This window comes from Frankia sp. QA3 (assembly GCF_000262465.1).
Classification (GTDB): domain Bacteria; phylum Actinomycetota; class Actinomycetes; order Frankiales; family Frankiaceae; genus Frankia.
On record NZ_CM001489.1, the window covers coordinates 2,083,073 to 2,104,462 of the forward strand.

Here is a 21,390-nt window from a genome sequence, read left to right on the forward strand (position 1 = left end):
GTCGGCGACGAAGGCGCGGTCGCGGGCGCGGGCGGCGTGCAGCCGGCCCAGCAGGTCGTTCATGGTCCGGGCCAGGGCGGCGATCTCGTCGCGGGTGGCCGGCACCGCCAGCTGGAACCCCGCGCCGGCCCCGTCGCGGCTGGCGTCCCCGGCGCGGGAGGCGTCCCCGTCGCGGGAGGCGTCCCCGGCGCGGGAGGCGTCCCCGGCGCGGATCGCGTCTGCGGGCGGGGAGGTCATGCTCGCGAGGTCGGAGGCCGCCATCGCGGCGGCCTGGCGGCGCATCCGGTCCACCGGGCGCAGGGCGGCACCGGACAGCAGCCAGGCGGCGAGCCCGGACAGCGCGATCAGCGGCGCGGTCGCCGTGACCATCACGTTGCGGACCCGGTCCTCGGCGCGGTCGGTGAGGTGGGTCGGCGTACCGACGACGGCGACGAGCGTGCTCCCGGCGGCTGCGGCGCGCACCGGGATGGCGTACAGGCGCGCCTCGCCGGCGGGCAGGGCCCGGTGGCCGGCGTCGCTGGCTATCCACACCGGGCGCGAACGGGCCCGGGCGAGCTCGTCGGCGGTGAGCAGGGGGGCCGTCCCGGCGTCCACCGAGGAGGCCAGGGGGCGCCCGGCGGGGGTGAGGACCTGGGCGATGGAACCGGCCCCGGCGAGCAGGTCGGCCGGGTCCGCGCGGCCGGGCACCGGCTCGCCGGCGGCGAACCGGTCGGCGAGGCGCACGGTGAGCACGTCGGCCCGGGTCCGCAGATCGGTGTCGACGGCGTCGCGCAGGTTCGCGCGCAGCAGCAGGTAGAACAGTGTGCCGGCGAGCAGGAGCACCAGGGCGGTGCCGAGCGCGAACAGCAGGGTCAGCCGGACCCGCAGCGGCACGTCGGGCTACGTCCCGCCGCTGGCGGCCGGCGGCGTCCGGTGCCCGCGGACGCCGGCTCCGGAGTCGGCGGCCAGCTCGGTCGGAAACGCTCCGGTCCGCGGCGGCCCGGCTGGGAACCGCCCGGTCGCGGGCGGCCCGGTCGCGGGCGGTGCGGGCGGGACGCACAGCCGGTAGCCGACCCCGCGGACCGTCTCGATGAGCGAGGGGGCCTGCGGCAGGTCGATCTTGCGGCGCAGGTAGCGGACGTACTGGTCGACGATGTTGGACGTGGCGTCGAAGGCGTCGTCCCAGACGTGCTCGGTGATGTAGGTGCGGGTGAGCACCTGGTCGGGATGGCGCAGCAACAGGTGCAGCAGGGCGAACTCCTTGGCGGACAGGTCGACCGGCGCCCCGGCGCGCCAGACGCGGTGCCCGGCCGGGTCGAGTTCGACGGTTCCGACGCGCAGCACGACGGGCCGGTGCACCGCGCCGCGGCGGACCAACGCGCGCAGCCTCGCGGTGAGCTCACCGAAGCTGAACGGCTTGGGCAGGTAGTCGTCGGCGCCGGCGTCCAGGCCGCGGATGCGGTCGTCGACGTCGACGCGCGCGGTGAGCATGAGCACGGGGGCCCAGCGGTGGCCGGCGCGCAGCCGGCGGCACACCTCGAAGCCGTCGATGCCGGGAAGCATGAGGTCGAGGACGATCGCGTCGTAGGCGATCTCGGTGGCCCGCCAGACGGCGTCGATCCCGTCGCCGACGACGTCGACGGCGTATCCCTCCTCGACGAGGCCGCGGCGCAGCACCGCGGCGGTGCGCACCTCGTCCTCCACGACCAGGACCCGCATGGATCCGATGGTAGGACCCGGCGGATGTGAGGGCGATGTGGACACCCGCCGGGTCGCCGGTAGCGGTCAGCCGGGCCGGCCGGGCAGCCGGGCGGCGAGCAGGCCGATGCCGGCGGCGGCCGCGGCCAGCAGGGCGAACAGCACCGCCACCCAGTCGGCGCCGGCTCGCGAGTGCAGCAGGCTCAGCAGGGCGACGCCCAGCGACGCGGCGAGCTGCACCGTCATGAACATCGAGGTGGTGCCCTGCGGCTGCTCGGTCGGCGGCAGCGTGCGGTACAGGCTGGCCACCGTCGGTGAGGCGGTGAGGCCGAAGCTCAGCCCGACGGCGACGAACAACGCGCACGCGGCGGCGAGCGGGAGGTGCTCGGCGCTCGCCGCGAAGGTGGCCAGCAGCACGGCGGTGACGGCGGCACCGGCGCGCACGAGGGAACGCGCGCCGAGGCGGTCACTGATCCGCCCGCCGGTCGTCATCGACACCAGCAGTCCGAGCCCGAGGGCGCAGACCAGCAGCCCCTGGTCGAGGCCGTGCAGGCCGTGCCGTTCGAGGCCGATCACCGGCAGCGCGGCGATCTGCCCGTACATGACCAGTCCGACCAGGCCCATCACGGCGACGCTCGCGGCGAAGCCCGGCCGGCGCAGCAGCCGCAGGTCGAGCGCGGGGGTGGCGGTCGTGGTGAACGCGTGGCGGACGTAGGCGGCGAGCAGGACGATCCCGCCCGCCGCGGCGGCGAGGACCGGCCAGTCGCCGGCATGCTCGCCGGCCCGGTTGACCGCGAACAGCACGCCCAGGTAGCCCGCGGTGAGCAGGGCCAGGCCGCGCAGGTCGGCGCCGGGGCGGGCCGCCGCGGGATCCGGCCGGCCGGCGGGGACGTAGGTCAGGGTGGCGGCGAGCACGAGCAGCCCGAGGGGGATGTTGACGACGAACAGCCACTGCCAGTGGCCGGTCTCGAGCAGCAGGCCCCCGAGGATCGGGCCGCCCGCCGGCGCCACGTTGACCACCGTGCCCATCACGCTGAGCACTCGGCCCATCGACTCCCGGGTGGCCAGCGCGGCGGACAGGGTCATCGCGGTCGGTTCGAGCAGGCCGCCGCCGAATCCCTGGATCACCCGGAAGCCGATGAGCATCCCCGGCGAGCGGGCCAGTGCGCACAGCAGCGAGCCGAGCAGGAACAGGCCGAGGCCGGTGAGGAACACCGTGCGCCCGCCGAAGCGGGCGGTCGCCCAGCCCAGCAGCGGCAGCGCCGTCGCCGCGGCGAGCAGGTAGGCGATCGTCACCCACACGACGGTGGTCAGCGGGGCGGCGAAGGCGTCGGCCAGCGGGTCGAGGGCGACGGCGACGACGGTGCCGTCGAGCACGGCGAGCAGCGCCGCACCGGCGAGCGCGACCAGGGCCGGGCCCGTGCGCACCCCCGCCGCGGGCGCCGGTGCCGACCCGGGCGCGGGGACGGGCGCGGGGACGGGCGCCGTGGCTGCGGGGCTCCCGGGAACTTCTTTTACGCTCATGGAACGAGGTTAAACTACACGGTTTAGTAAGGACAAGGCGGCCTACAGTAAGGGCACCAGCGGCGGCGCAGAGGTGAGGGTGAGGCCCGATGGCGGGACGGCAGCGCGGCGTCGACAAGCGCCGGGCCATCCTCGACGCCGCGGCGCCGATCTTCGGCACGCAGGGGTACGAGCGAGCGAGCGTGGACGCCATCGCCGCCGCGGCCGGAGTGTCCAAGCCGACCATCTACAGCTACTTCGGCGGCAAGGAACAGCTGTTCCGCGAATCGGTCGCGGACTCCGCCGTCGAGCAGAACGGCGACGTGCTGCGCGTGCTGCAGACCCTGGACCTCTCCCCCGAGCACTGGCGGGCGAGCCTGTACGAGGTGGGCGTGAAGCTGGTGGAGTGCCAGCGCAGCACGTGCTCGATGTTCCTGTACCGCACGATCGCCGCCGAGTCCGCCCGCGATCCCGAGATCTATCGCACGGTGCGGGAGAAGGCCGGCGACCCGATCCTCGACGCGCTCACCGGGCGCCTGGCCATGCTCGGCAACGCCGGACTGCTGCAGGTCGCGGACCCGGCGCTCGCCGCCCGCCAGTTCTTCGCGCTGATCAACGCGCAGATCCCCGAGCTGACCGAGAACGGCACCCGCCCGGCGGCGGACGACGTCGTGCGCCGCGCCGTGGAGGCCGGCGTGCGCACGTTCCTGCTCGCCCACGGCGTGCCCGACCCGCGGCCGTAGGCCCCCGCTACGGTGTCCCAAACCGGCGCGGCGTCCTGAGCAGGCGCCTCGTCCTGAGCAGGCGCCTCGTCCTGAGCAGGCGCCTCGTCCTGAGCAGGCGCCTCGTCCTGAGCAGGCGCATGGCCCTGAGCAGGCGCCTTACCCCGAACCTGTGTCCTGCCCCGAACCTGTGTCCTGCCCCGAACCTGTGTCCTGCCCTGAACCGGCGCCGGGAACGCGAAGGGCCGGGCCGACCCCCGCCACAGGGGGTCGGCCCGGCCCAGGGCGCACGCCGGACGCGGCCGGCTAGCGTCGGATCCCGCGGACGGGACCCGACGGGGTCACTTCGCGCCGGCGGTCAGGATCTTCTGGCCGTCGTAGGACTTGCCGGTCGCGAAGAAGGTCTTCTTCGCCGGGTCCCACTTCTGGCCCAGCAGGGTGTTGTTGAACAGCCGGGTCAGGCCGGGGACCGGGTTGGTCTTGGTGAAGTCCAGCGGCGGGATGAGCTGCAGGTTCAGGCCCTTGGTCTGGTTGAGCTGCGTCAGCAGGGACTTGGCGGTCAGGTCCCCGGTGACCTTCTTGCCGACCTGCTCGACGATCTGCACCGCCAGCCAGCCGCCGATGGTGGAGGTGGAGTGGCGCAGGTTCTTCGCCGCGTCGGAGTCCCCGGCGGCGAAGTCCGCGTCGAGCTCGGACTCCAACCGGGTCAGCTCCGGGTACTTGGCGCTCTGGTTGAACAGCGGGAAGGCGCCGACCGCGTAGAAGTTCTTCGCGGCGGACCCGAGCTTGACCAGGTTCGCGTCCGAGATGGTGCCCGCGGCGTGGCAGTAGCTCAGCTTGTCGCCGCCGGCCTGGATGAGGCCGATGGAGCTCGCCTCGGCCAGGCCCATCGTGACGCCCTGGGCGCCGGCGTCGGTGACCCGGGCCGCGATCGGGGCGTAGTCACTCGTCGTGAGCGCCACCTTGATCTCCTGGGTGTCGACCCCGGCGGACTTGCCGCCGAGCCCGGCCAGCACCCCGAGACGGGAGGCCGCGGCGATGTCGTAGTTGACGACACCCATCTTGCTGATCTTGATGGTGTCCTTGAGCAGTGGCGCGCAGACGGCCTCGTAGTACGTCGACGCCGGCTGGTAGACGAAGCTGATCTTCGAGGTGAGATCCGAGCCGTCGCCGGCGACACCCGAGGCGCCGATGCTGGGGATCCCGCCCTTCTCCAGGATGGCGTTGATGCCGCCCGCGGTGCTGAAGGCGGAGACGACGGCGAGGTACTTGCCGTCCACCGCCTTCTGGGCGCAGGCCTCGCCCGCCGCCTGGTCGTTCTTCGAGTCGCACACGTCGATCTGCACGGGATGGCCGTTGATGCCGCCGCGCTTGTTCAGCGCGCGCACGGCGGCCTTCGCCGCCCCGGCCTGCTCCGGGAAGTTCGTCGTCGGCGTCGTCAGCGGCACGATGGACATCAACTTCACCGGGCTGGCCTTCGGGCCGTCCGTGGCCGGCGACGACTCCCCCGTCGTCCCCGACGAACCACACGCGGCCAGGGCCAGCGTGGCCCCCGCCGCCAGCGCCGCCATCGCGCTTCTGGACCGCATCGTCTTCCTCATCTCTCGCCCGAACCCACTCTCACTTGCCCCCGTCCGTCCACCCGCCCGCCGTCGTCCCACCGGCCGGCCCCGCGGGGCCGGCCGGCCGCGACGGCCGGGACGCTCACACCCCGTCGAGCAGCACGGCCCGCTCCGGGCAGGCCTCCGCCGCCCGCCGGGCCAGCTCCACCCGGTCGGCCGGCACGTCCGGTACGGCCACCTCGCCGTAGCCGCTGTCGTCATCGGTGAACAGCTCGGGGGCAAGGTCGTAGCACCGGCCGTGGCCCTGGCAGCGAGTGTTGTCGATCGTGAGCCTCATGCCTGCCCCGCAGCCGTCGGCCAGGTCAGCGCCAGCGAGTCCAGGCCGCGCAGCGTCGAGCCGTTCCAGGTGATGCTCTCCCCCGGCGCCAGGGAGTACTCGGGGATGAGCCGGTGCCACTCGCGCAGCACGGTGCGCAGCTCCATCCGGGCCAGGTGGGAGCCCAGGCAGCGGTGCGGCCCGCCGCCGAAGGCCAGGTGCCGCTTGTCGGCACGGTCGAGGTCGACGATGCCGGCGCGCGGGTCGGCGTCCGGGTCGAGGTTGCCCGACGCCAGCATCACGTGGACCATCTCGCCCTTCTTGATCGGGCAGCCGGCGATCTCGGTGTCCCGGGTGGTGATCCGCGGGACGGCCATCACCGGGGTCTCCCAGCGCAGCAGCTCCTCGACGATGGTCGGGATCGTCTCCGGGTCGGCGACGATCCGCTGCCGCGCGTCGGGGTGCTCCAGCAGGTAGGCGAGGATGCAGGTGAGGCTGATGGTGACGGTGTCGAGCCCGGCCATCATGAGCATGAAGCAGATTCCGAGCAGCTCCGGCTCGGTCAGCGGCCGACCCTCGATCTCGGCCTTGAGCAGCTCGGTGATGAGGTCGTCGCGGGGCTCGGCGCGCCGCTGCGCGAGGACCGTCCCGAACAGGGTGAACACCTGCGTGCCGGCCTCGGTCTGGATCCGCAGCTTCTCGTCGGGGTCGTCGGTGAGCGACTCCGGACGGATCAGCGCGTCCTTCATGTGCAGCAGGGCCGGCAGCTCGGACTGCGGCAGCCCGAACAGGGTGAGGAACACCGAGCAGGGCAGCGGGACCGCGAGCTCGGTGGCGAAGTCGCAGGCGCCGCGGTCGAGGAAGCCCTCGATCGTGGCGACCGTGTTCGCCACGACCTCGGCCTCCAGCGCGGCCATCCGCCGCGGGGAGAACAGCGGGTCGAGGATGCGCCGGTACTTGGCGTGGTCGGGCGGGTCGACGCCCATCGGGATGGCGGGCAGCGGGCTGCTCATGAGTTCGGGGATGAGGTTGGAGAACACCTCGGGGTTGCGCAGGACCTCGTCGATGTCGGACCGGCGCAGGATCTGGATCCAGCCCTCGTGTCCCTCGTCGTAGTCCACCGGGCACTGCGACCGCAGCCGGGAGAAGTAGGCCCGCGGGTCCTCGGCGCGCTGGCGTTCGAACTCGAGCCAGTCCAGCGTCGCGGCCCGCAGGCCGTGGCCGCCCTCGGCGGGCGCCGCCGCGCCCGCGGTGTCTTCTGGCATGTGCTGTTCCTCCAGGGTCGGTCAGGACGCCCCGCCCGGGCACGGACGGGTGCGGGTGCCCGGCGGCGCGCCCCGGTGGGGAACGGCGGCGACGGCGGGCTGGCTCAATCAGGCAGACGGGGTCGGGCTGCGGGCGGGTCGGGCTGCGGGCGGGTCGGGCTGCGAGGCAGGGGTCAGGTGAGGTAGCCCTGCTCGACGAGCGCCGGGTCCGCGCGGGCCTGGGCGGCCGGCCCGGACCAGCGGACCCGCCCGCGGCTGAGCACCACGGCCCGGTCGGCGACGCGCAGCGCCGCGCGGACGTGCTGCTCGACCAGCAGCACGGCGAGCCCGTCGTCGGCGGCGGCGCGGATCGCGCCGAGCAGTCGGGCCACCACCTGCGGCGCGAGGCCGAGCGAGAGCTCGTCGGCGAGCAGCGCCACCGGCCGGCGGGCCAGCACCCGGGCCAGGGTGAGCAGCTGCTGCTGGCCGCCGGAGAGCAGGCCGGCGCGGCGGTCGAGATGATCGGTGAGCTCGGGAAAGTCGGCGAGCACGGACTGCGGGTCCACCCCGCCGATGCGCAGGTTCTGGCGGACGGTCAGCGACGGGGTGACGGCCCGTTCCTCCAGCACGACACCGAGGCCCTGCCGGGCCCGCCGGTGCAGCGGCGCCGTGGTCGGCTCGCCCTGCCAGGTGACGGTCCCCTCGCTGGGGGTCAGTGCGCCGGCCAGCGCCATCAACGTGGTGGTCTTGCCGGCGCCGTTCGGGCCGAGCAACGCCACCACCTCCCCGCGGGCCACCTCGAGGTCGAGACCGGCCACCACGGGCCCGGCGCCGTACCCGACGGCAAGCTGGCGGCATCCGACGACGCTCACCTGGCACCTCCAGCCACCGGCGGCACCGCCGCCGCCTCGCCCACCGGCGCGGCCACCGCCGCGCCGTCCTTCCCGTCCCCGGCCGACCCGTTCTTGGCCGGGCCGTTGCCGGCCGGGCCGTTGCCGGCCGGGCCGTTGCCGGCCGAGCCATTGTCGGCCGGGCCGTTGTCGGCCGAGCCATCCGCGGGCGGCCCAGAGCCGTTGACGGGGTCACCGGCAGACGCTTCCGCCACGACCGCGCCGTCCTCGGTCGGCCCGCCCCCGTCGGCGACGTCGCCGGCCGGTTCGTCCTGCACGACCACGGCGTCCGCGGTCACCTCGTCCACGGTCACACCCTGCGCAGGCAGATCGTCGCCCGCAGCGGCATCGCCCGCAGCGACATCGCCCGCGGCAGCACCGGCCGTCTGGTCCCGCGCGCCGCCCCCGTCCGCGACGATCTCCTCTTCGGGGCTGTCGTCTTCGGGGCTGTCGTCGCTCACCGCGGCGTCTGCGACCGCGACCGGCTTGTCCGCCTCGACCGCGTCCCGCGCCGGCGGGTCGTCAGCCGGGGCGGTCTCGGTGTCGCTTTCCGCCTGGTCGTCGGCGGCCCCGTCCGCGGCCGGCTCGTCGGGGCTGCCGAGGTAGGCGGCGATGACCGCGGGATCGGCCTGGATGTCCGCCGGCACCCCCTCGGCGATCTTGCGGCCGAACTCGAGGACCACCAGGCGGTCGCAGACTCCCATGACGAAGGGCATGTCGTGCTCGATGAGCAGGACGGCGATCCCCCACTCGTCCGCCAGGCGGCGCACGAGGGCGGCGAGCTCGGCGCTCTCGTGCTCGTCCAGACCGGCGGCCGGCTCGTCGAGAAGCAGCACGGATGGCGCGGTGGCGACGGCGCGGGCGATGGCCACCAGCCGGCGGCGCCCGTAGGACAGCGCCGACACCTGCGTGTCGAGCGCGTCGGCCAGGCCGAACTCGCGGACCGCGGCCCGAGCGGGTGCGCTCAACGGCCGGTTACCCGGCCAGACCAGGCCGGTGACGTAGGCGGCGAGGTCGCGCGGGTCGCTGGCGGCCCGCAGGTTCTCCGCGACGGTGAGGTCCTCGAACAGTTCGAGGTTCTGGAAGGACCGGCTCACCCCCGCCCGCACCCGGCGATGCGCCCGCAGCCCGTCCAGGCGGGTCTCGCCCACCCGGACGGCGCCCGCCGCCGTCGCCGCGTACCCGGTGATCGCGTCGACGATCGTCGTCTTGCCGGCGCCGTTCGGCCCGATGAGCCCGACGACGGTGCCCGGCGCCACCTCGAACCCGACGCCGTCCACGGCGACGACCCCGCCCCAGCGCACCGTGATGCCCTCGACGGTCAGCGTCGCCGGCCGCACCCGCAGCGGCTCCAGCGCGAGCAGTGCCTCCTGCGCGACCCGCGCCACCTGTGGCTGCGCCGAGTCCGCGGCGGACGGGGTGTCGGAGGGTGGCACGGCCGACTCGTCGGGGCGCGGGGCGGCGACGGTCGGCACGGCGACGGTCGGCACGGCGACGATGACCGGCGCCGAGGCCAGGGCGGGGCCGCCGAGCGTGGCGGCGGCGGTGGGGCGACCCAGCCGGGCGCCGACCGAGGCGGGCAGCGGCAGGCGGGCCCGGCCGGCCAGGCCGCCGGCGAGACCCGTCCCACCGGAGCGGATCAGCACCAGCAGCAGGATGATCCCGCCGATCAGCGGCAGGTAGCGGTCGATCTCGCGCAGCCAGTCGGTGAGCCGGTCACCGAACAGCACGCCCAGTACCGCGAGGACGACCAGGGCACCGGCCGGCAGCCAGCGCGCCCACCGGGCCGAGCTTGCCCGCCGGGACCGCTCGACCTGGCCGCGGGCGAGCCCGCCGAGCCCGTATCCGAACAGGCCGGCGAGCACCGCACCGACGATGCGGGGCAGTGCGGTGGAGCCGCCGAAGCGGTCGGACAGCCAGCCGGCGAGCTGCTGGCCGAGGGTGGCGGGGGCGAGCAGGGCGCCGATCGGCGCGCCGCTGATGTAGCCGACGCCGCCGACGACGGCGTAGGCGACGACGAGGATGCCGGTGAACGGCAGGAAGTCCCCGTCGTCGTAGCTGATGTTGCGGTCGGCGAAGGCGAGCAGCACGCCACCGAGCCCGGCGATGGCCGCGGACAGCGCGAAGGCGTAGATCTTCGCCGCGAACACGCTGATGCCCAGCGAGGCCGCCGCCCGCTCGTTGGTGCGCACCGCGATGAGCCGCCGCCCGGCCCGCCCGCGGCGCACCGCGGACACCGCGAGCCCCGCGAGCAGCAGGAAGATCAGCGCCAGGGTGGCGTAGGCGCGCGGGTCGTCGGTGCGGTCGACCGGGATGCCGAGGAAGTGCAGCGGGGCGTCCGCGGTGGCGACGACGGTGCCCTGCTGGTCGAGCACGTCCCCGAAGATCGAGGAGCTCTGGCCGTCCGCGGGGGGTGAGGAGTAACCGCGCTGGAACAGGATCGCGCTGACGGTGACGCCGAGGCCCAGAGTGACCACGGCAAGCTGCAGGCCGCGGGTGCGCAGCGCCGGCAGGGCGAACAGCACGCCGACGGCGGTGGTGGCCAGCACGCCGATCGCCAGCGCGGCGGCGAACGGCCAGCTCTCGGCCGCCACGAGGCGCCCCGCGACCAGCGCGGCGATGCCGGCCAGCGCGCTCTGGGCCAGCGAGAGCTGGCCGGCGTAGCCGACGAGGACCACCAGCGACAGCAGGATGAGCGCGTACCCGGACTGGATGGCGACCGCGTTGACCCATGGATCGGGCAGCACCAGCCAGACGAGCGCCACCAGCAGGGCGAACCCGCCCACCAGCACCGGGAGGTTGATCGCCCCGGAGCCGAGTGGCGGGCGGTCCTCTGCCTGGTGGGCGCGGTCGGGGATGCCGCTGCCGCGGGCGACGAGCAGCACGACGATGACGACGACCGGCAGGGCGCTGTCGAGGCCCTGCGCCCAGTCGTGCGGACCGGTCAGGTGCACCTGGAGCTGGAGTTCGACCAGCGCCAGCAGCAGCCCGCCGACGAGCGCGAGCGGGAACGAACGGAAGCCGGCGGCGAGCGCCACCGCCAGCGCCGGGACGACCAGCAGGACCAGGCTCGTCGACGACAACGGGTTCTGCAGCGGGGCGAGCAGGACACCGGCGATGCCGGCGAGCACCCCGCCGCCGAACCAGCAGGCCCCGGCGACGGCGTCGGCCGACCAGCCGAGCGTCGCCGCCGCGGCCGGCCCCTCGGCTACCGCGGTGGTCACCGCTCCGGCGGTCGTGTACCGGAAGAACGCCCACAGCCCCGCGACCAGGGCGACGACGACGCCGAGGCGGACGAAGACGTGCACTCCGACGGGCTTGCCGAACACCTCGACGACGGACTGCGGCAGGAAGGAGGGCACGGAGCGGCTCTGCCCGCCGAAGGCGAGCACCACCGCGGCCTGCAGGACGATGAGCAGGCCCAGCGTGGCGACGACCCGGTTGAGCGGCGCGGCGTGGCGCATCGGACGCAGCACGGCCGCGTGGAACAGCAGCGCGACCGCCCCGGTGAGCACGATGACGACGGCGGCGGCGAGCGCGGTCGGCAGGCCCCACCCGTCGCCGGCCTCGTGAAACAGGTAGGCCGCGAACATCACCAGCGCGCCCTGCCCGAGGTTCAGCACGCCTGAACCACGATGGATCAGCAGGACACCGGCCGCCACGAAGACATACAGCGCGCCCGCCCCAAGACTGATGACGGCGTATCCGAGAAAGCTGCCCACAGCACCACCCCAGCCCGAACTCCAGCGAGTTCGCTCCTCACCGAGAACCGGTCGGATAGTTTCTCGACACCGCCGGTCGTCCCTGTGACGCCCGTGCTCCTGGCGGGCCATGCCATCCGGGCCGGACGGCCGGCCCGGATCTTCGCCGACGCCCCGCCGCAGTGCGCTTTTATCACATCAGCACGCGGGCCCGACTTCCCGCATCACTGGCCGGTGTCGAAGCGTTGGCCGCAGAGCGGCTGCGGGCTCACGACCTCGAAATGGTCACCGCTTCCGGCGACCCGGACGAAGTCGAAGCACGGATCGAGCTGGCCCTGATCGGTGGCATAATTGATCTTATTGACCAGCATCCCGTCGGCATCATAGTCGGTCACCCCACGCAGGCCCTTCATGTAGGACTCCCGCGTAGGACAGCCGTGCTGAGTCTTCAGTCCACGGATAAACAGGTCCGCGCTCAACCAGCCGATGATGGCGCTCTGCTGGCCGGGCGGGGAGACCTCCGGGGAGTACTCCGCCATCGCCTGCAGGAACCGGCGCTGGACCGGCCGGTTGCGTTCCAACGCGGCATAGGAGAGCGACGCGTAGGTGCCGGCGAGCTGCCGCCCGTAGGGGGCGAGCAGGCGCGGATCATAACTGACGGCGGACACGGCGACCTTGAACGGCTGCCCGGCGCTGACTGCGGCGTCCAGGACACCGGTGTAGAGGTCGAGCGGCGCCGCGGCGATGATCGTGTCAACCCCGGAGGAGATGATCTTGCGGGCGACGTCGGCGGCGTTGGTGCCGTCGACGTCCTGAGTGAGCGCGTCGATGCCCGCGTGCTGCAGGCTCTTCGTCACTCCGTCCGCGTAGAGCCTGGCGGTCTCGCTGAGAAAGCTGACGACCACCGCGGCCTTGGTGCCGCCCTGCTGGCGGACGAAGTCGCCGATCGTCGTCGTGCTCCGGCCCGTCTGGCTCGTCAGGGTCACGGTGAAGGTGTTGCGGTGCGACGCCCAGCCGGGCTGGTCGGCGGCGCCGATCACCGGCACCCCCGCGGTGTCGAGGTAGGCGACGGACTGCTGGGACACCGCGGTGTACTGGACGACGGCGAAGGCGTTCTGCGCGACCAGCTCCCGGGCACCCTGCAGGTTGCCGCGGGGGTCGGACTGGTCGTCCTGCCAGCCGTAGAGGATCTTTCTGCCGTCGACGCCGCCGGCGGCGTTCTCCGCTTCGAACCGGGCGGTGACGCCGGCCCGGAAGCCGGTGAACTGGGCGGCCATCACGCCGGTGTCCGGGTAGAGCAGACCGGCCTTGATCGAGTCGTCGGTCACGCCGGGGGCACAGGAGCCGGCCGCGGCGTTCGCGCTGTCCGAGGAGTCGCCGGAACTACAGGCCGCCAACGTTGTCACCGCGGCGATCATCGCCACGGCGAGCCTCGTCCGCCACACCTGCATGAGCCACCTTCCGACCGCGCCGAGGTTCACCCGAGCCCGCATCCAGACCGCTGCGCGCCAACGTCTTTCCGCTCTCGCCGACAAGTCCGGGATTATGTTCGGCCAACCATCTGGGCCCCGAAGACCGCCATCGCCCGGTAGCGCATCAACCTCTACCGGAGCAGTGCGGACGACTTGCCATGGCAACACGGCGGTCAGTACAGGTCCCATCCTTCGACATCTTCACTGAAGATCACAGATTTTGTCGACGGAAACCTACCAGGGCCGAGCTGTGACGGAAGCAACCGGGGGGTGCCCTCCGGTTCCGTCCCAGGTGCTCCGGATGACCGTGAACACATTTACGCCGCCACGCCCGCGGCTGCCGCGCAGCGTACTGACACTGCCTCACTCCCGCAGGTCCCCGGGATAGCACTGCGCACAGGAACCGCACCTGATTTGTATACCGAGGATCTCTGGACGAACAACGGCAGGCACACCCCGGACCGCCTCCGCCCGGGACGGCGCGGCCGACCCGGGCGCCGACCGGGCGGCGATCGACAGGCCCACACCGTGCGCGGATCCGCCGAGACGGTGAGCGAAGTCACAGCGGCTCCCCGCCCTCTCGCCGGCGTATCCAGAAGTTGGGCCCGTCGGCCACCACACCGGGGTCCGGATGCCCTGATCGGCCCGTTGACCTGCCATTGGCGCGGATTTAGTGTGGAAGCGTGCAGCTCACTCCGTGGCCTACGGCCGGCGTGTCCGCGTGCGCCTGCGTGGAGGGTCGCGACGACCAGCCACGTCTGCGGCGCCGGCGTCACGTCGACTTCGGGCACAGCAACAGCGATCTCTGTCGCCCCTGCCGCTGAGTCACCCCACCCCGCGAGTGCCCGCACCGGCCCGCAGGGGGACGCCCGGCTCGGTCTCGCGCGGACGCCGCCCCTGTGAACGGCCCGGGCTCGTCCGCCGTGGCGAACGGCCCGGCCCGCCCCCTCGTCGCCGGTCCGGCCCCGCGGGGTGGCCCGTTCCCCGGTGACACGTCCGCCCCCGGCCGGCGCACCCGCCGCCGGTGGCCCTGACCAGTACGCGTCCCGGTCCGCCCCGCCACCAGCCCCACGCCGGCGTCGAGCCGGCCCGTCCCCGAGCCGGATCCATGTCGGTCGCGCGACCGGGCCCATCGCTGGGCCGGGCCGCCGCCGGCGCCCCGGCACCGTCCATCTCCGCACCGCCGCGCTCGGCACGCGCCCAGCCGGTCGGCATCCACCGACGCCCCGGGACCACGTGCCGATCGGCACCGCGCACGCCGGCGGCGTCCGGTAGCCCAGGCCGGGTCGCCTCGGCCGGGCCGGCCGGCCGGACGCGGCGCGGCGGCGGCCGTCGGATGGGGCCCGGCCGTCGGCGCGGCCCGGCTTGATCCGTGGCACCGGGCGAACACCATCTGTCCTTCGAACCTCGGGAGCATCCGTATGACCGCCTCGCTTCGCCAGACCCAGGGAGCCCCCAGGGCGCGCGCCGTCGACGGCGACCTGTTCCGGACCGTCTTCCGGGGCCACCCGGCAGGCGTCGCCGTCATCACGACGGACGCCGGCGTGGGACCGGTCGGCTTCACCGCGACGTCGCTGGCGTCGCTGTCCGCCGAGCCGCCGATGGTCGTCTTCGCGATCTCCTCCGGTGCCTCGGCCTGGCCCCACCTGCGCGCCGCCGACACGTTCGTGGTCAACCTGCTCTCCTCGGCGCAGGAGGACGTCGCCCGCCGCTTCGCCCGCAGCGGCATCGACCGGTTCGCCGAACCGACCCGCTGGACCGCGCTGCCCACCGGGGAGCCGCTGCTCGACGGCGGCCGGGCCTGGCTGCGCTGCGCCACCCGCCCGCCGATCGAGGCCGGCGACCACTTCCTCATCGTCGGCCTGGTCCTGGAGGCCGCGACCGACCCCGCCGCGGCCCCGCTGATCTACCACGACCGCACCTTCCACGCCCTGCCCTGAGCTCGTAGCAGCCGCACCCTGAGTCCGCGAACTTCGCTTCTGCCGCCCGCCCGGCCGGCCGGCCGCAGCGCACATGGCCCGCACCCCGTCACGGGGGCGGGCCATGCGCGTGCCGGGGCCCGTCGGGACCATCGCCCGGCGCGACGAGCCGGGCTCACCACATCGTCGGCCCGCCCGCGACTGAGGCGTCGGCGCGGGCGGGCCCCCCGACAGAGCCGGACCGCAAGTGCGGACGGATCTGGGGTCGACCCCACCTAGTCGAAACGTACAAGCGGCACTATCATGCATCCAGTTTCGCATCTGCGGCATCGCTCACCAGCAGGTTCCGCAGATGCGAGGAGGGCGCGGCGGCCGCCGGAGTTCTCCGGGCGGCTCGGCGCTCGCGGCGACGATGGCGTCGCCATGGGCCGATTCGATGACGACAAGTGGCATCGAGGCGCCCGACCGCACAGCCAACAGTGGATGTTCGTAGAAGGCGGTCGACCGTGCGCGCGATGGCACCGGCGACCGGCCGTGGTGCGTAGGAACGGGGATACGTGAGATTTCGCAGGGTGAAGACGGCGCTGGCGGTCGTGGCCAGTGCCGGTCTTCTCGCCGCCGGGTGTGGAAGCGACGGAAGCGACGGGGGCTCGACGACCACGCCGACGCCCGCCGCCAGCAGTGCCTCGAGCGGTGCCACGGGCACGGTCACCGTGTTCGCCGCGGCGTCGCTGACCGAGTCGTTCACGACGCTGGGCAAGCAGTTCGAGGCCGCCAACCCGGGGTCCACCGTGAAGTTCTCCTTCGCGGGTAGTTCCGCGCTGGCCCAGCAGATCGCCTCCGGCGCGCCCGCGGACGTGTTCGCCGCGGCGAGCCCGGCCACCATGAAGACCGTCACCGACGCCGGGGAGAACTCCTCGGCGCCGAAGGTCTTCGTCCGCAACCAGCTCGTCATCGCCGTGCCGAAGGCCAACCCGAAGGGCATCGAGGACCTGCCCGACCTGGTGAAGCCGGGCGTGAAGGTAGCGCTGTGCGCCGAGCAGGTGCCCTGCGGCGCGGCGACGAAGAAGGCGCTGGCCGCCGCCGGGACGCAGCTGGCCCCCGTCACCCTGGAGCAGGACGTCAAGTCCGCCCTGTCGAAGGTCACCCTCGGTGAGGTCGACGCGGCGCTGGTCTACCGCACGGACGCGAAGGCCGCGGACGACAAGGTGACGGGCATCGAGTTCCCCGAGTCGGCCAAGGCCATCAACGACTACCCGATCGCCACGCTCAAGGCCGGCAAGAACGCCGCCGGCGGCAAGGCATGGGTGGACTACGTCACCTCCGACAAGGGCGAGTCGGTGCTGACCGAGGCCGGTTTCCAGGCCCCCTGATCCGCGGCTCGGCCCGCGCCGGCCGTCGGTAGCAGGCGGCCTTCGGCCACGGTTCCCCGGGAGGCCAGTCCTCCTGGGGAACCGTGGCCGTCTCCTCGTGCGGCCGCTTGCCGCAAACGGTCGGGCGCCCCGTCCGTCAGCCGTGCTCCAGGCCCTGTCAAACACCCCCGCGCGCAGGTCACCGGCGGGCGGCGATGAGGAAGCCGTCGGCGGGCGGGCCGGGCGCGGGGCGGCCGGTCTCGACGGCGAGGTCGGCGCGCAGCCGGGCGCGCAGCACCTGCCAGCCGTGCTGGGGCAGCCAGGCGACGGCGGGCTTGCCGAGGCCGCCCTTGAGCAGCGCCGCGAACTCGGCCAGCTCCGGCATGGCGCGCAGCTCGTCGAGCAGCCACGTGTCGGCGGCCTGGTACTCGAAGCCCAGCAGGCTGCCCGGGGCAGACAGCTGCCCGACGGTGGTGAGCAGGCGGGCGGCCTGTTCGGCGTCGAGGTAGGGCAGCAGGCCCTCGACGAGCCAGGTGGTGCGTTCCCGCGGCCGCAGGCCGGCACGGGTCAGCGCCGTCGCCCAGTCGCCGGCGAGGTCGGCGGGGACGGCGACGCGTTCGGCGTGCGCGGTGGCGTGCCGGCCGTCGAGGACCGCCTGCTTGAACGTCAGCATCTCCGGCAGGTCGACCTCGAACAGCCGGGTGCCGGCGGGCCAGGACAGCCGGTACGCGCGGGTGTCCAGGCCCGCGGCGAGCAGGACGAGCTGGCGGTGGCCGTCGCCCGCGGCGCGGGTGAGGTAGTCGTCGAAGAAGCGGGTGCGTTGCACGCCGTGGGAGTCCACCATGTCGACGAGTCGGGCAAAGGCTCCGGCGGGGCCGGTGGCGACGCCGGGGCCCCCGGCCGCCTCGACGAACGCCTCGGCGTAGGGGTCGTCGAAGAGCCGGTCGCGGCGCGTGCTCTCCCGGGCCCGGACCCAGGCCATGCCGACGGCGGTCAGGCCCACTCCGGCAGGAACCTCGATCTGATCGGACGCAGCCCTGAAGGTCATAACTCACCGTAACTCCGCTGCCGCAACCCGACCGAACCTACGGTTACCGAGCGTCACCGACTGCGTGGATGGGTCGGGGGCCGATCGTCAGAACGACACGTCGCCTGTCTGGGACTTGCCGATCCGGTGGCAGGTGGAACTGCCGCGCAGGTAGCCGAAGGCGAATGCCTGGGCGCGCTGGCGGGGCGTGCCGTGGGCGTCGGGGGCGCTGGCGGCCTCCTGGGCGAACCAGCCGCCGCGGGTGTCGCCGAGGCTGTAGAACAGCAGGGCGCCCTGCAGGGCGTCGGTGACGGCGATGCGCCCGGCGTCGTGCGCGACGGAGGCCTGCCGCCCGGCGAAGCAGTCGGCCTGGTTCTCCTCGGCGCGGGTGACGACCCCCAGGTTCCCGCCGATGCGGTCGCCTCGGTGGGACAGCTCGTGCATGAGGACGAACAGCGGGTAGGTGGGGCCGCCGACCTGGGCCAGCTCGTTGAGGAAGTCGACGCTGTAGGCGACCGTGTCGTCGAGCGTGCAGTACAGCGCGTTGTCGGCGAACACGCGGGGGTCGTTGACCTGCCGGCCGCAGGCGTCGTCGGGCACCTCGCCGTCGCGGTAGGGGACGAAACGCGGCGTCGTCCAGGCGTCGCCGAGCTCGCCGTGCCAGAACGTGTTCAGCGCGCCGGGGCAGCCGACCGGCTCGTTGATGAGCCGTTCGACGTCCCGCACGTCGGTGACCTTGCCGCCGCACGACGAGCGCGACGCCGCCGAGGAGGCGGTCAGCGCACCGTCGGCGGCCGCGGACGAGCCGCCGGGGACGCTCGCGGACGAGCCGCCGGTGGCGGTGCCCGAGCCGACGCCGCCGGCAGCGTTGAGGGGCCCACCCGTCGCGGAGGCGTTGCAGCCGGTCAGGAGGCCGACAGACATGACGATCGCGGCCAAGGCCGCCCAGATGACCCGCACGACGGTCAACGGTAGGGGCGATCGTTCCCGCCCGGGGAGCCGTCGTCGTCACCGCGACAGCCGCCGAGGGAGCGTCGCTGCGCCCCCGGCGGCGCGCAGCGGGCCCGTGGCCGCCCGGACGCCGGCCGCCCGCGCCCGCGCCGCCGCGGCGCCCGTTCCGCTTGGGCGACGCGAATAACCGCAGGTAGCGCGACCGTGAACGGACTCATGACGGCCGGCGGCAGCCCGGCGACGACGGCGAAGACGTCGGTCTCGCCGGCACTCAGGGTGATGACGATGACCGCGGCCACGGCCGCGAGGCCGAGCACGGTGGCTGCGGCGGTGAGCACTATCACCAGAAGATCGGCCGGTAAGGGGGATGGTGGCACCGGCCCGAACGGGGAACGGCGGGACATGGCGACTCCGTCTCACGCAAGAACATCATCAAGTGCATCTGCACGTGCATGATGTCATGCCGAAGGCGCGTGCATCCGGCAAACGCTTCGATCGCGGCAGGGTCGGCGGGTCCGGTCGGGCGCCGTCCCGGTTCAGGCGGGTGGAGGTGCCTGGCGGGCCTCGCGCAGGCCCCGGGCGGCCAGGGCGTCGGCGCGTTCGTTGCCGGGGTCGCCGGCATGCCCACGGACCCACAGCCACTCGACGTCGTGCCGGGCGACCGCGGCCTCCAGCCGCTGCCACAGGTCGGCGTTGCGCACCGGCGTGCGGTCCTTCGTCAGCCAGCCGTTGCGCCGCCAGCCGGCGATCCAGCTTGTGATGCCGCTGCGCAGGTAGGTGCTGTCGGTGTGCAGGCGCACCACCGACGGCCGGGTCAGTGCCTCCAGCGCCATGATGGCCGCGGTGAGCTCCATCCGGTTGTTCGTCGTGCGCGCCGGCTCGCCGCCGTGCAGCTCCCGCTCGTGCTCGCCGTAGCGCAGCACCGCACCCCAGCCGCCGGGCCCGGGATTGCCGCTGCACGCCCCGTCGGTGTGGATGTCGACGGTCGTGCGCCCGTTGCGCTGCGCCATGCCGCGCGACGTTACCGCCCCCGTCGCCCCCGCCCGCCACCGCCCGCCGCCGGCGGGGGCGGATCAGTCGATGCCGGCGGCGACGGCCAGCGTGGGACGGACCGGGCGGGCAGCCATCCCGCCGCGGCGCGGCCGGGCACCTGGCGCCAGCCCAGCCCGGGGGTGAGCAGGGTCAGCGAGCCGCCGGCGTGCCGGCGCGCCAGCGGGATGCGCTCCTCCCAGCGGGCGGGGCCCGCGGCGGTCGGCTGGACGAGCCCGACGACGAGCTCCCCCGGCAGCGTCGCCGCGCCGGCGCCGATCTCGCCGGCGCCGGCCGGCTCCCCCGAGGTGACCACCACCGACGCGTCGATGCGGTCCCCGGCCGGGGGCGTCGCCGGGAAGGTCCGGGTGACCGCCCCCAGCCGCACGTAGGCGGATGCGCCGGCCGCGGCCCCGGCGGGCAGGCGAGCGCTCACCCGGAGCCGGATCCGCTCGCCGCTGACCTGGCGCAGGGCGGTGAAGGACCCGTAGAAGCTGGCGGGCGCCGCCGGGTCGACGATCTCGTCCGGGCGCAGCCGGTACAGTGCCCGCCCCGGCACCCGGTCGGGCAGCGTCGCCGTCGCGGCGCCGAGGTCGGCCGCGTACAGCACCCGGCCGCGCAGGTCCGGCCGGTTGCGCAGCGTCTGGTACGGCACCTGGGTGTACCGGCTGGGCACCTGCGGCGTCACGACGACCACCGCCGGGGCGGGGTAGCCGTCCGGGAGCAGGGCGGCGAGGAAGGCGTTGCGGTCGTTGACCCAGCGCTGCCCGTCGAGCTTGCCGGGCACCGCGACGGCCGTGAGCAGCACCATCGTCACCGCGACCGCACCCGCCGCGGCGGGCCGCAGTACGGCGGCCCACGGGAGGGCAGCGGCGGCCGACCACAGCCGGCGGGCGCCGTCGGCGGCGAGGATCAGGATCGGGGTCAGCGCGGCGAGGTGGTAATGCGGGCCGAGCCCGTTGCGCAGCCCCGGCATGGCGAACGCCGAACCCCACCAGAACAGGTATCCGCCGACGACCGCGCCCACCGTCGCCACGAGCAGCAGCCGCTGCGCCCGCCGCCGCGCGCCCGCCGCGCCGACGGCGGCGAGCGCGACCACCACCACGCCGCCGAACAGCCAGCCCGGCGCGGCGGCGCAGGTCTGCTCCAGGGCACGCAGCGCGAGGTGGCGGGTGAAGGCGAACGTCGGCTCGGAGGGCAGGATCCGGCGCGGGCCGAAGCCGAAGCGGTCCAGCGGATCGGAAGCGGACAGCGGCATCCGCAGCGCCGAGCCGGTGACCCACCGGCAGTAGGCCAGCAGCACGGCGACGAACGGCGCCGCGCCGAGGACGGCCCAGCCGACCCGCCGCGTCATCGCCCGCGGCTCGCGGCGTAATCGCACGAGCGCGAACACGACCACCCCCGCCAGCACGAGCACCGCGTCGAAGGGGCGCAGCAGCAGCGCGAAGCCCACGCCGGCCCCGCCGCCGAGCAGCGAACGCCGGGCGCCGGTGCGGGCCCCGCGCAGCAGCGCCGCGCTGGCCAGGGTGAGCGTGGCCGCGCCGCAGGCGTAGGCCAGCGGCAGCGCCGTGTGCACGACGACGAGCGGTGACAGGGCCAGCAGACCCGCGGCCAGCACCGCGCTCGCCGCATCGTCGAGCAGCTCGCGGGCCAGCCGGTACGTCCCGGCGACCCAGCCGGCGGCAACGAGGGCCGGCGCGAGGGTCATCGTGCCGAACACGGCCTGCGAGGCGGCGAGCAGCGCCGGCCAGCCGGGCAGGTACTTGGTGAACAGCCTGCCGCCGTGCTCCCCGGTCAGCCAGGGCCGGAAGAACGGTTCCATCCTCGCCGCGTCCAGGGTGAGGTGCCCGTCGAGCAGCATCCTGGCCTGCAGGACGTAGGCGGCCTCGTCTGCGTCGCCGGAGCCGTGCCGGTACAGCGTCGCCTGCAGGATGATGCTCGCCGCGAACGAACAGGCGCAGATCACGGCGACGGCGAGCGCCGGGCGCGACCAGGGCGGCCGGCCCGGCCCGCGCAGCCGTCCGC

The 21,390-nt window shown here is 74.3% G+C and carries 17 protein-coding genes; 3 read left to right on the top strand and 14 right to left on the bottom strand.

From position 1 onward, the window contains the following. The 3 genes from FRAQA3DRAFT_RS32720 to FRAQA3DRAFT_RS08515 all read right to left on the bottom strand — a co-directional run. Positions 1-873: HAMP domain-containing protein (locus FRAQA3DRAFT_RS32720; protein WP_009738658.1), on the bottom strand; the 873-nt coding region annotated here is incomplete at its 3' end. Positions 874-879: 6 nt separating this feature from the next. Continuing rightward, positions 880-1,698, bottom strand: coding sequence for a response regulator transcription factor (locus FRAQA3DRAFT_RS08510; RefSeq protein ID WP_009738659.1), 819 nt, complete (start codon positions 1,696-1,698; stop codon positions 880-882). Between the two features lie 66 nt (positions 1,699-1,764). Continuing rightward, on the bottom strand, positions 1,765-3,201 hold the full coding sequence (locus tag FRAQA3DRAFT_RS08515) for a DHA2 family efflux MFS transporter permease subunit (RefSeq protein WP_009738660.1): 1,437 nt from the start codon (positions 3,199-3,201) through the stop codon (positions 1,765-1,767). A gap of 89 nt (positions 3,202-3,290) precedes the next feature. On the opposite strand from FRAQA3DRAFT_RS08515, the gene FRAQA3DRAFT_RS08520 reads away from it, so the two are divergent. Next, positions 3,291-3,923, top strand: a complete 633-nt coding sequence (locus FRAQA3DRAFT_RS08520) for a TetR/AcrR family transcriptional regulator (protein ID WP_009738661.1) — start codon at positions 3,291-3,293, stop codon at positions 3,921-3,923. Positions 3,924-4,243: 320 nt separating this feature from the next. Here FRAQA3DRAFT_RS08520 and FRAQA3DRAFT_RS08525 read toward each other — a convergent pair whose 3' ends face one another. The 6 genes from FRAQA3DRAFT_RS08525 to FRAQA3DRAFT_RS08550 all read right to left on the bottom strand — a co-directional run bounded on the left by FRAQA3DRAFT_RS08525 (position 4,244) and on the right by FRAQA3DRAFT_RS08550 (position 13,066). Continuing rightward, positions 4,244-5,491, bottom strand: coding sequence for an ABC transporter substrate-binding protein (locus FRAQA3DRAFT_RS08525; RefSeq protein ID WP_009738662.1), 1,248 nt, complete (start codon positions 5,489-5,491; stop codon positions 4,244-4,246). A gap of 115 nt (positions 5,492-5,606) precedes the next feature. Continuing rightward, positions 5,607-5,801, bottom strand: a complete 195-nt coding sequence (locus FRAQA3DRAFT_RS08530; protein ID WP_009738663.1) for a ferredoxin — start codon at positions 5,799-5,801, stop codon at positions 5,607-5,609. Next, positions 5,798-7,045: a cytochrome P450 gene (locus FRAQA3DRAFT_RS08535; RefSeq protein ID WP_009738664.1), complete on the bottom strand. Its 1,248-nt coding sequence runs from the start codon at positions 7,043-7,045 to the stop codon at positions 5,798-5,800. Before FRAQA3DRAFT_RS08535 ends, FRAQA3DRAFT_RS08530 begins: the two co-directional genes overlap by 4 nt. Before the next feature lie 173 nt (positions 7,046-7,218). Then, entirely contained in the window at positions 7,219-7,896 is a 678-nt protein-coding gene (locus tag FRAQA3DRAFT_RS08540) for an ABC transporter ATP-binding protein (protein WP_009738665.1), read from the bottom strand. Beyond that, a complete protein-coding gene (locus tag FRAQA3DRAFT_RS08545; RefSeq protein ID WP_009738666.1) occupies positions 7,893-11,636 on the bottom strand; it encodes an ATP-binding cassette domain-containing protein in 3,744 nt (1,247 codons plus the stop codon). The genes FRAQA3DRAFT_RS08540 and FRAQA3DRAFT_RS08545 overlap by 4 nt, the downstream gene beginning before the upstream one ends. Before the next feature lie 203 nt (positions 11,637-11,839). Next, entirely contained in the window at positions 11,840-13,066 is a 1,227-nt protein-coding gene (locus FRAQA3DRAFT_RS08550) for an ABC transporter substrate-binding protein (RefSeq protein WP_009738667.1), read from the bottom strand. A 1,442-nt stretch (positions 13,067-14,508) separates the two neighbouring features. On the opposite strand from FRAQA3DRAFT_RS08550, the gene FRAQA3DRAFT_RS08555 reads away from it, so the two are divergent. Together FRAQA3DRAFT_RS08555 and modA are read left to right on the top strand one after the other, a co-directional pair. Further along, a complete protein-coding gene (locus FRAQA3DRAFT_RS08555; protein ID WP_009738668.1) occupies positions 14,509-15,027 on the top strand; it encodes a flavin reductase family protein in 519 nt (172 codons plus the stop codon). A gap of 536 nt (positions 15,028-15,563) precedes the next feature. Next, entirely contained in the window at positions 15,564-16,379 is an 816-nt protein-coding gene (modA, locus tag FRAQA3DRAFT_RS08560) for a molybdate ABC transporter substrate-binding protein (RefSeq protein WP_009738669.1), read from the top strand. A 178-nt stretch (positions 16,380-16,557) separates the two neighbouring features. Here the strand turns inward: modA and FRAQA3DRAFT_RS08565 are convergent, their stop codons facing one another. The 5 genes from FRAQA3DRAFT_RS08565 to FRAQA3DRAFT_RS08585 all read right to left on the bottom strand — a co-directional run. Further along, complete coding sequence (locus tag FRAQA3DRAFT_RS08565) at positions 16,558-17,406, bottom strand: SAM-dependent methyltransferase (protein WP_009738670.1); 849 nt, start codon at positions 17,404-17,406, stop codon at positions 16,558-16,560. Between the two features lie 87 nt (positions 17,407-17,493). Beyond that, complete coding sequence (locus FRAQA3DRAFT_RS08570) at positions 17,494-18,309, bottom strand: metalloprotease (RefSeq protein WP_232291974.1); 816 nt, start codon at positions 18,307-18,309, stop codon at positions 17,494-17,496. A gap of 41 nt (positions 18,310-18,350) precedes the next feature. Continuing rightward, positions 18,351-18,740 carry a hypothetical protein gene (locus tag FRAQA3DRAFT_RS08575; protein ID WP_009738672.1) on the bottom strand — a complete coding sequence of 130 codons (390 nt, stop codon included), beginning with the start codon at positions 18,738-18,740 and terminating at the stop codon, positions 18,351-18,353. Positions 18,741-18,872: 132 nt separating this feature from the next. Beyond that, positions 18,873-19,346, bottom strand: a complete 474-nt coding sequence (gene rnhA, locus FRAQA3DRAFT_RS08580; protein WP_009738673.1) for a ribonuclease HI — start codon at positions 19,344-19,346, stop codon at positions 18,873-18,875. Positions 19,347-19,357: 11 nt separating this feature from the next. Next, the coding region (locus FRAQA3DRAFT_RS08585; RefSeq protein WP_009738674.1) for a glycosyltransferase family 39 protein at positions 19,358-21,390 on the bottom strand (2,033 nt) is incomplete at its 5' end.

Bases quoted from the DNA above. Each gene is read 5' to 3' on its own strand.
- FRAQA3DRAFT_RS08570 (WP_232291974.1), bottom strand. From the start codon at position 18,309: ATGTCTGTCGGCCTCCTGACCGGCTGCAACGCCTCCGCGACGGGTGGG.
- FRAQA3DRAFT_RS08535 (WP_009738664.1), bottom strand. From the start codon at position 7,045: ATGCCAGAAGACACCGCGGGCGCGGCGGCGCCCGCCGAGGGCGGCCAC.
- FRAQA3DRAFT_RS08510 (WP_009738659.1), bottom strand. From the start codon at position 1,698: ATGCGGGTCCTGGTCGTGGAGGACGAGGTGCGCACCGCCGCGGTGCTG.
- FRAQA3DRAFT_RS08575 (WP_009738672.1), bottom strand. From the start codon at position 18,740: ATGTCCCGCCGTTCCCCGTTCGGGCCGGTGCCACCATCCCCCTTACCG.
- FRAQA3DRAFT_RS08565 (WP_009738670.1), bottom strand. From the start codon at position 17,406: ATGACCTTCAGGGCTGCGTCCGATCAGATCGAGGTTCCTGCCGGAGTG.
- FRAQA3DRAFT_RS08520 (WP_009738661.1), top strand. From the start codon at position 3,291: ATGGCGGGACGGCAGCGCGGCGTCGACAAGCGCCGGGCCATCCTCGAC.
- rnhA (WP_009738673.1), bottom strand. From the start codon at position 19,346: ATGGCGCAGCGCAACGGGCGCACGACCGTCGACATCCACACCGACGGG.
- FRAQA3DRAFT_RS08525 (WP_009738662.1), bottom strand. From the start codon at position 5,491: ATGCGGTCCAGAAGCGCGATGGCGGCGCTGGCGGCGGGGGCCACGCTG.
- FRAQA3DRAFT_RS08515 (WP_009738660.1), bottom strand. From the start codon at position 3,201: ATGAGCGTAAAAGAAGTTCCCGGGAGCCCCGCAGCCACGGCGCCCGTC.
- FRAQA3DRAFT_RS08530 (WP_009738663.1), bottom strand. From the start codon at position 5,801: ATGAGGCTCACGATCGACAACACTCGCTGCCAGGGCCACGGCCGGTGC.
- FRAQA3DRAFT_RS08555 (WP_009738668.1), top strand. From the start codon at position 14,509: ATGACCGCCTCGCTTCGCCAGACCCAGGGAGCCCCCAGGGCGCGCGCC.
- FRAQA3DRAFT_RS08550 (WP_009738667.1), bottom strand. From the start codon at position 13,066: ATGCAGGTGTGGCGGACGAGGCTCGCCGTGGCGATGATCGCCGCGGTG.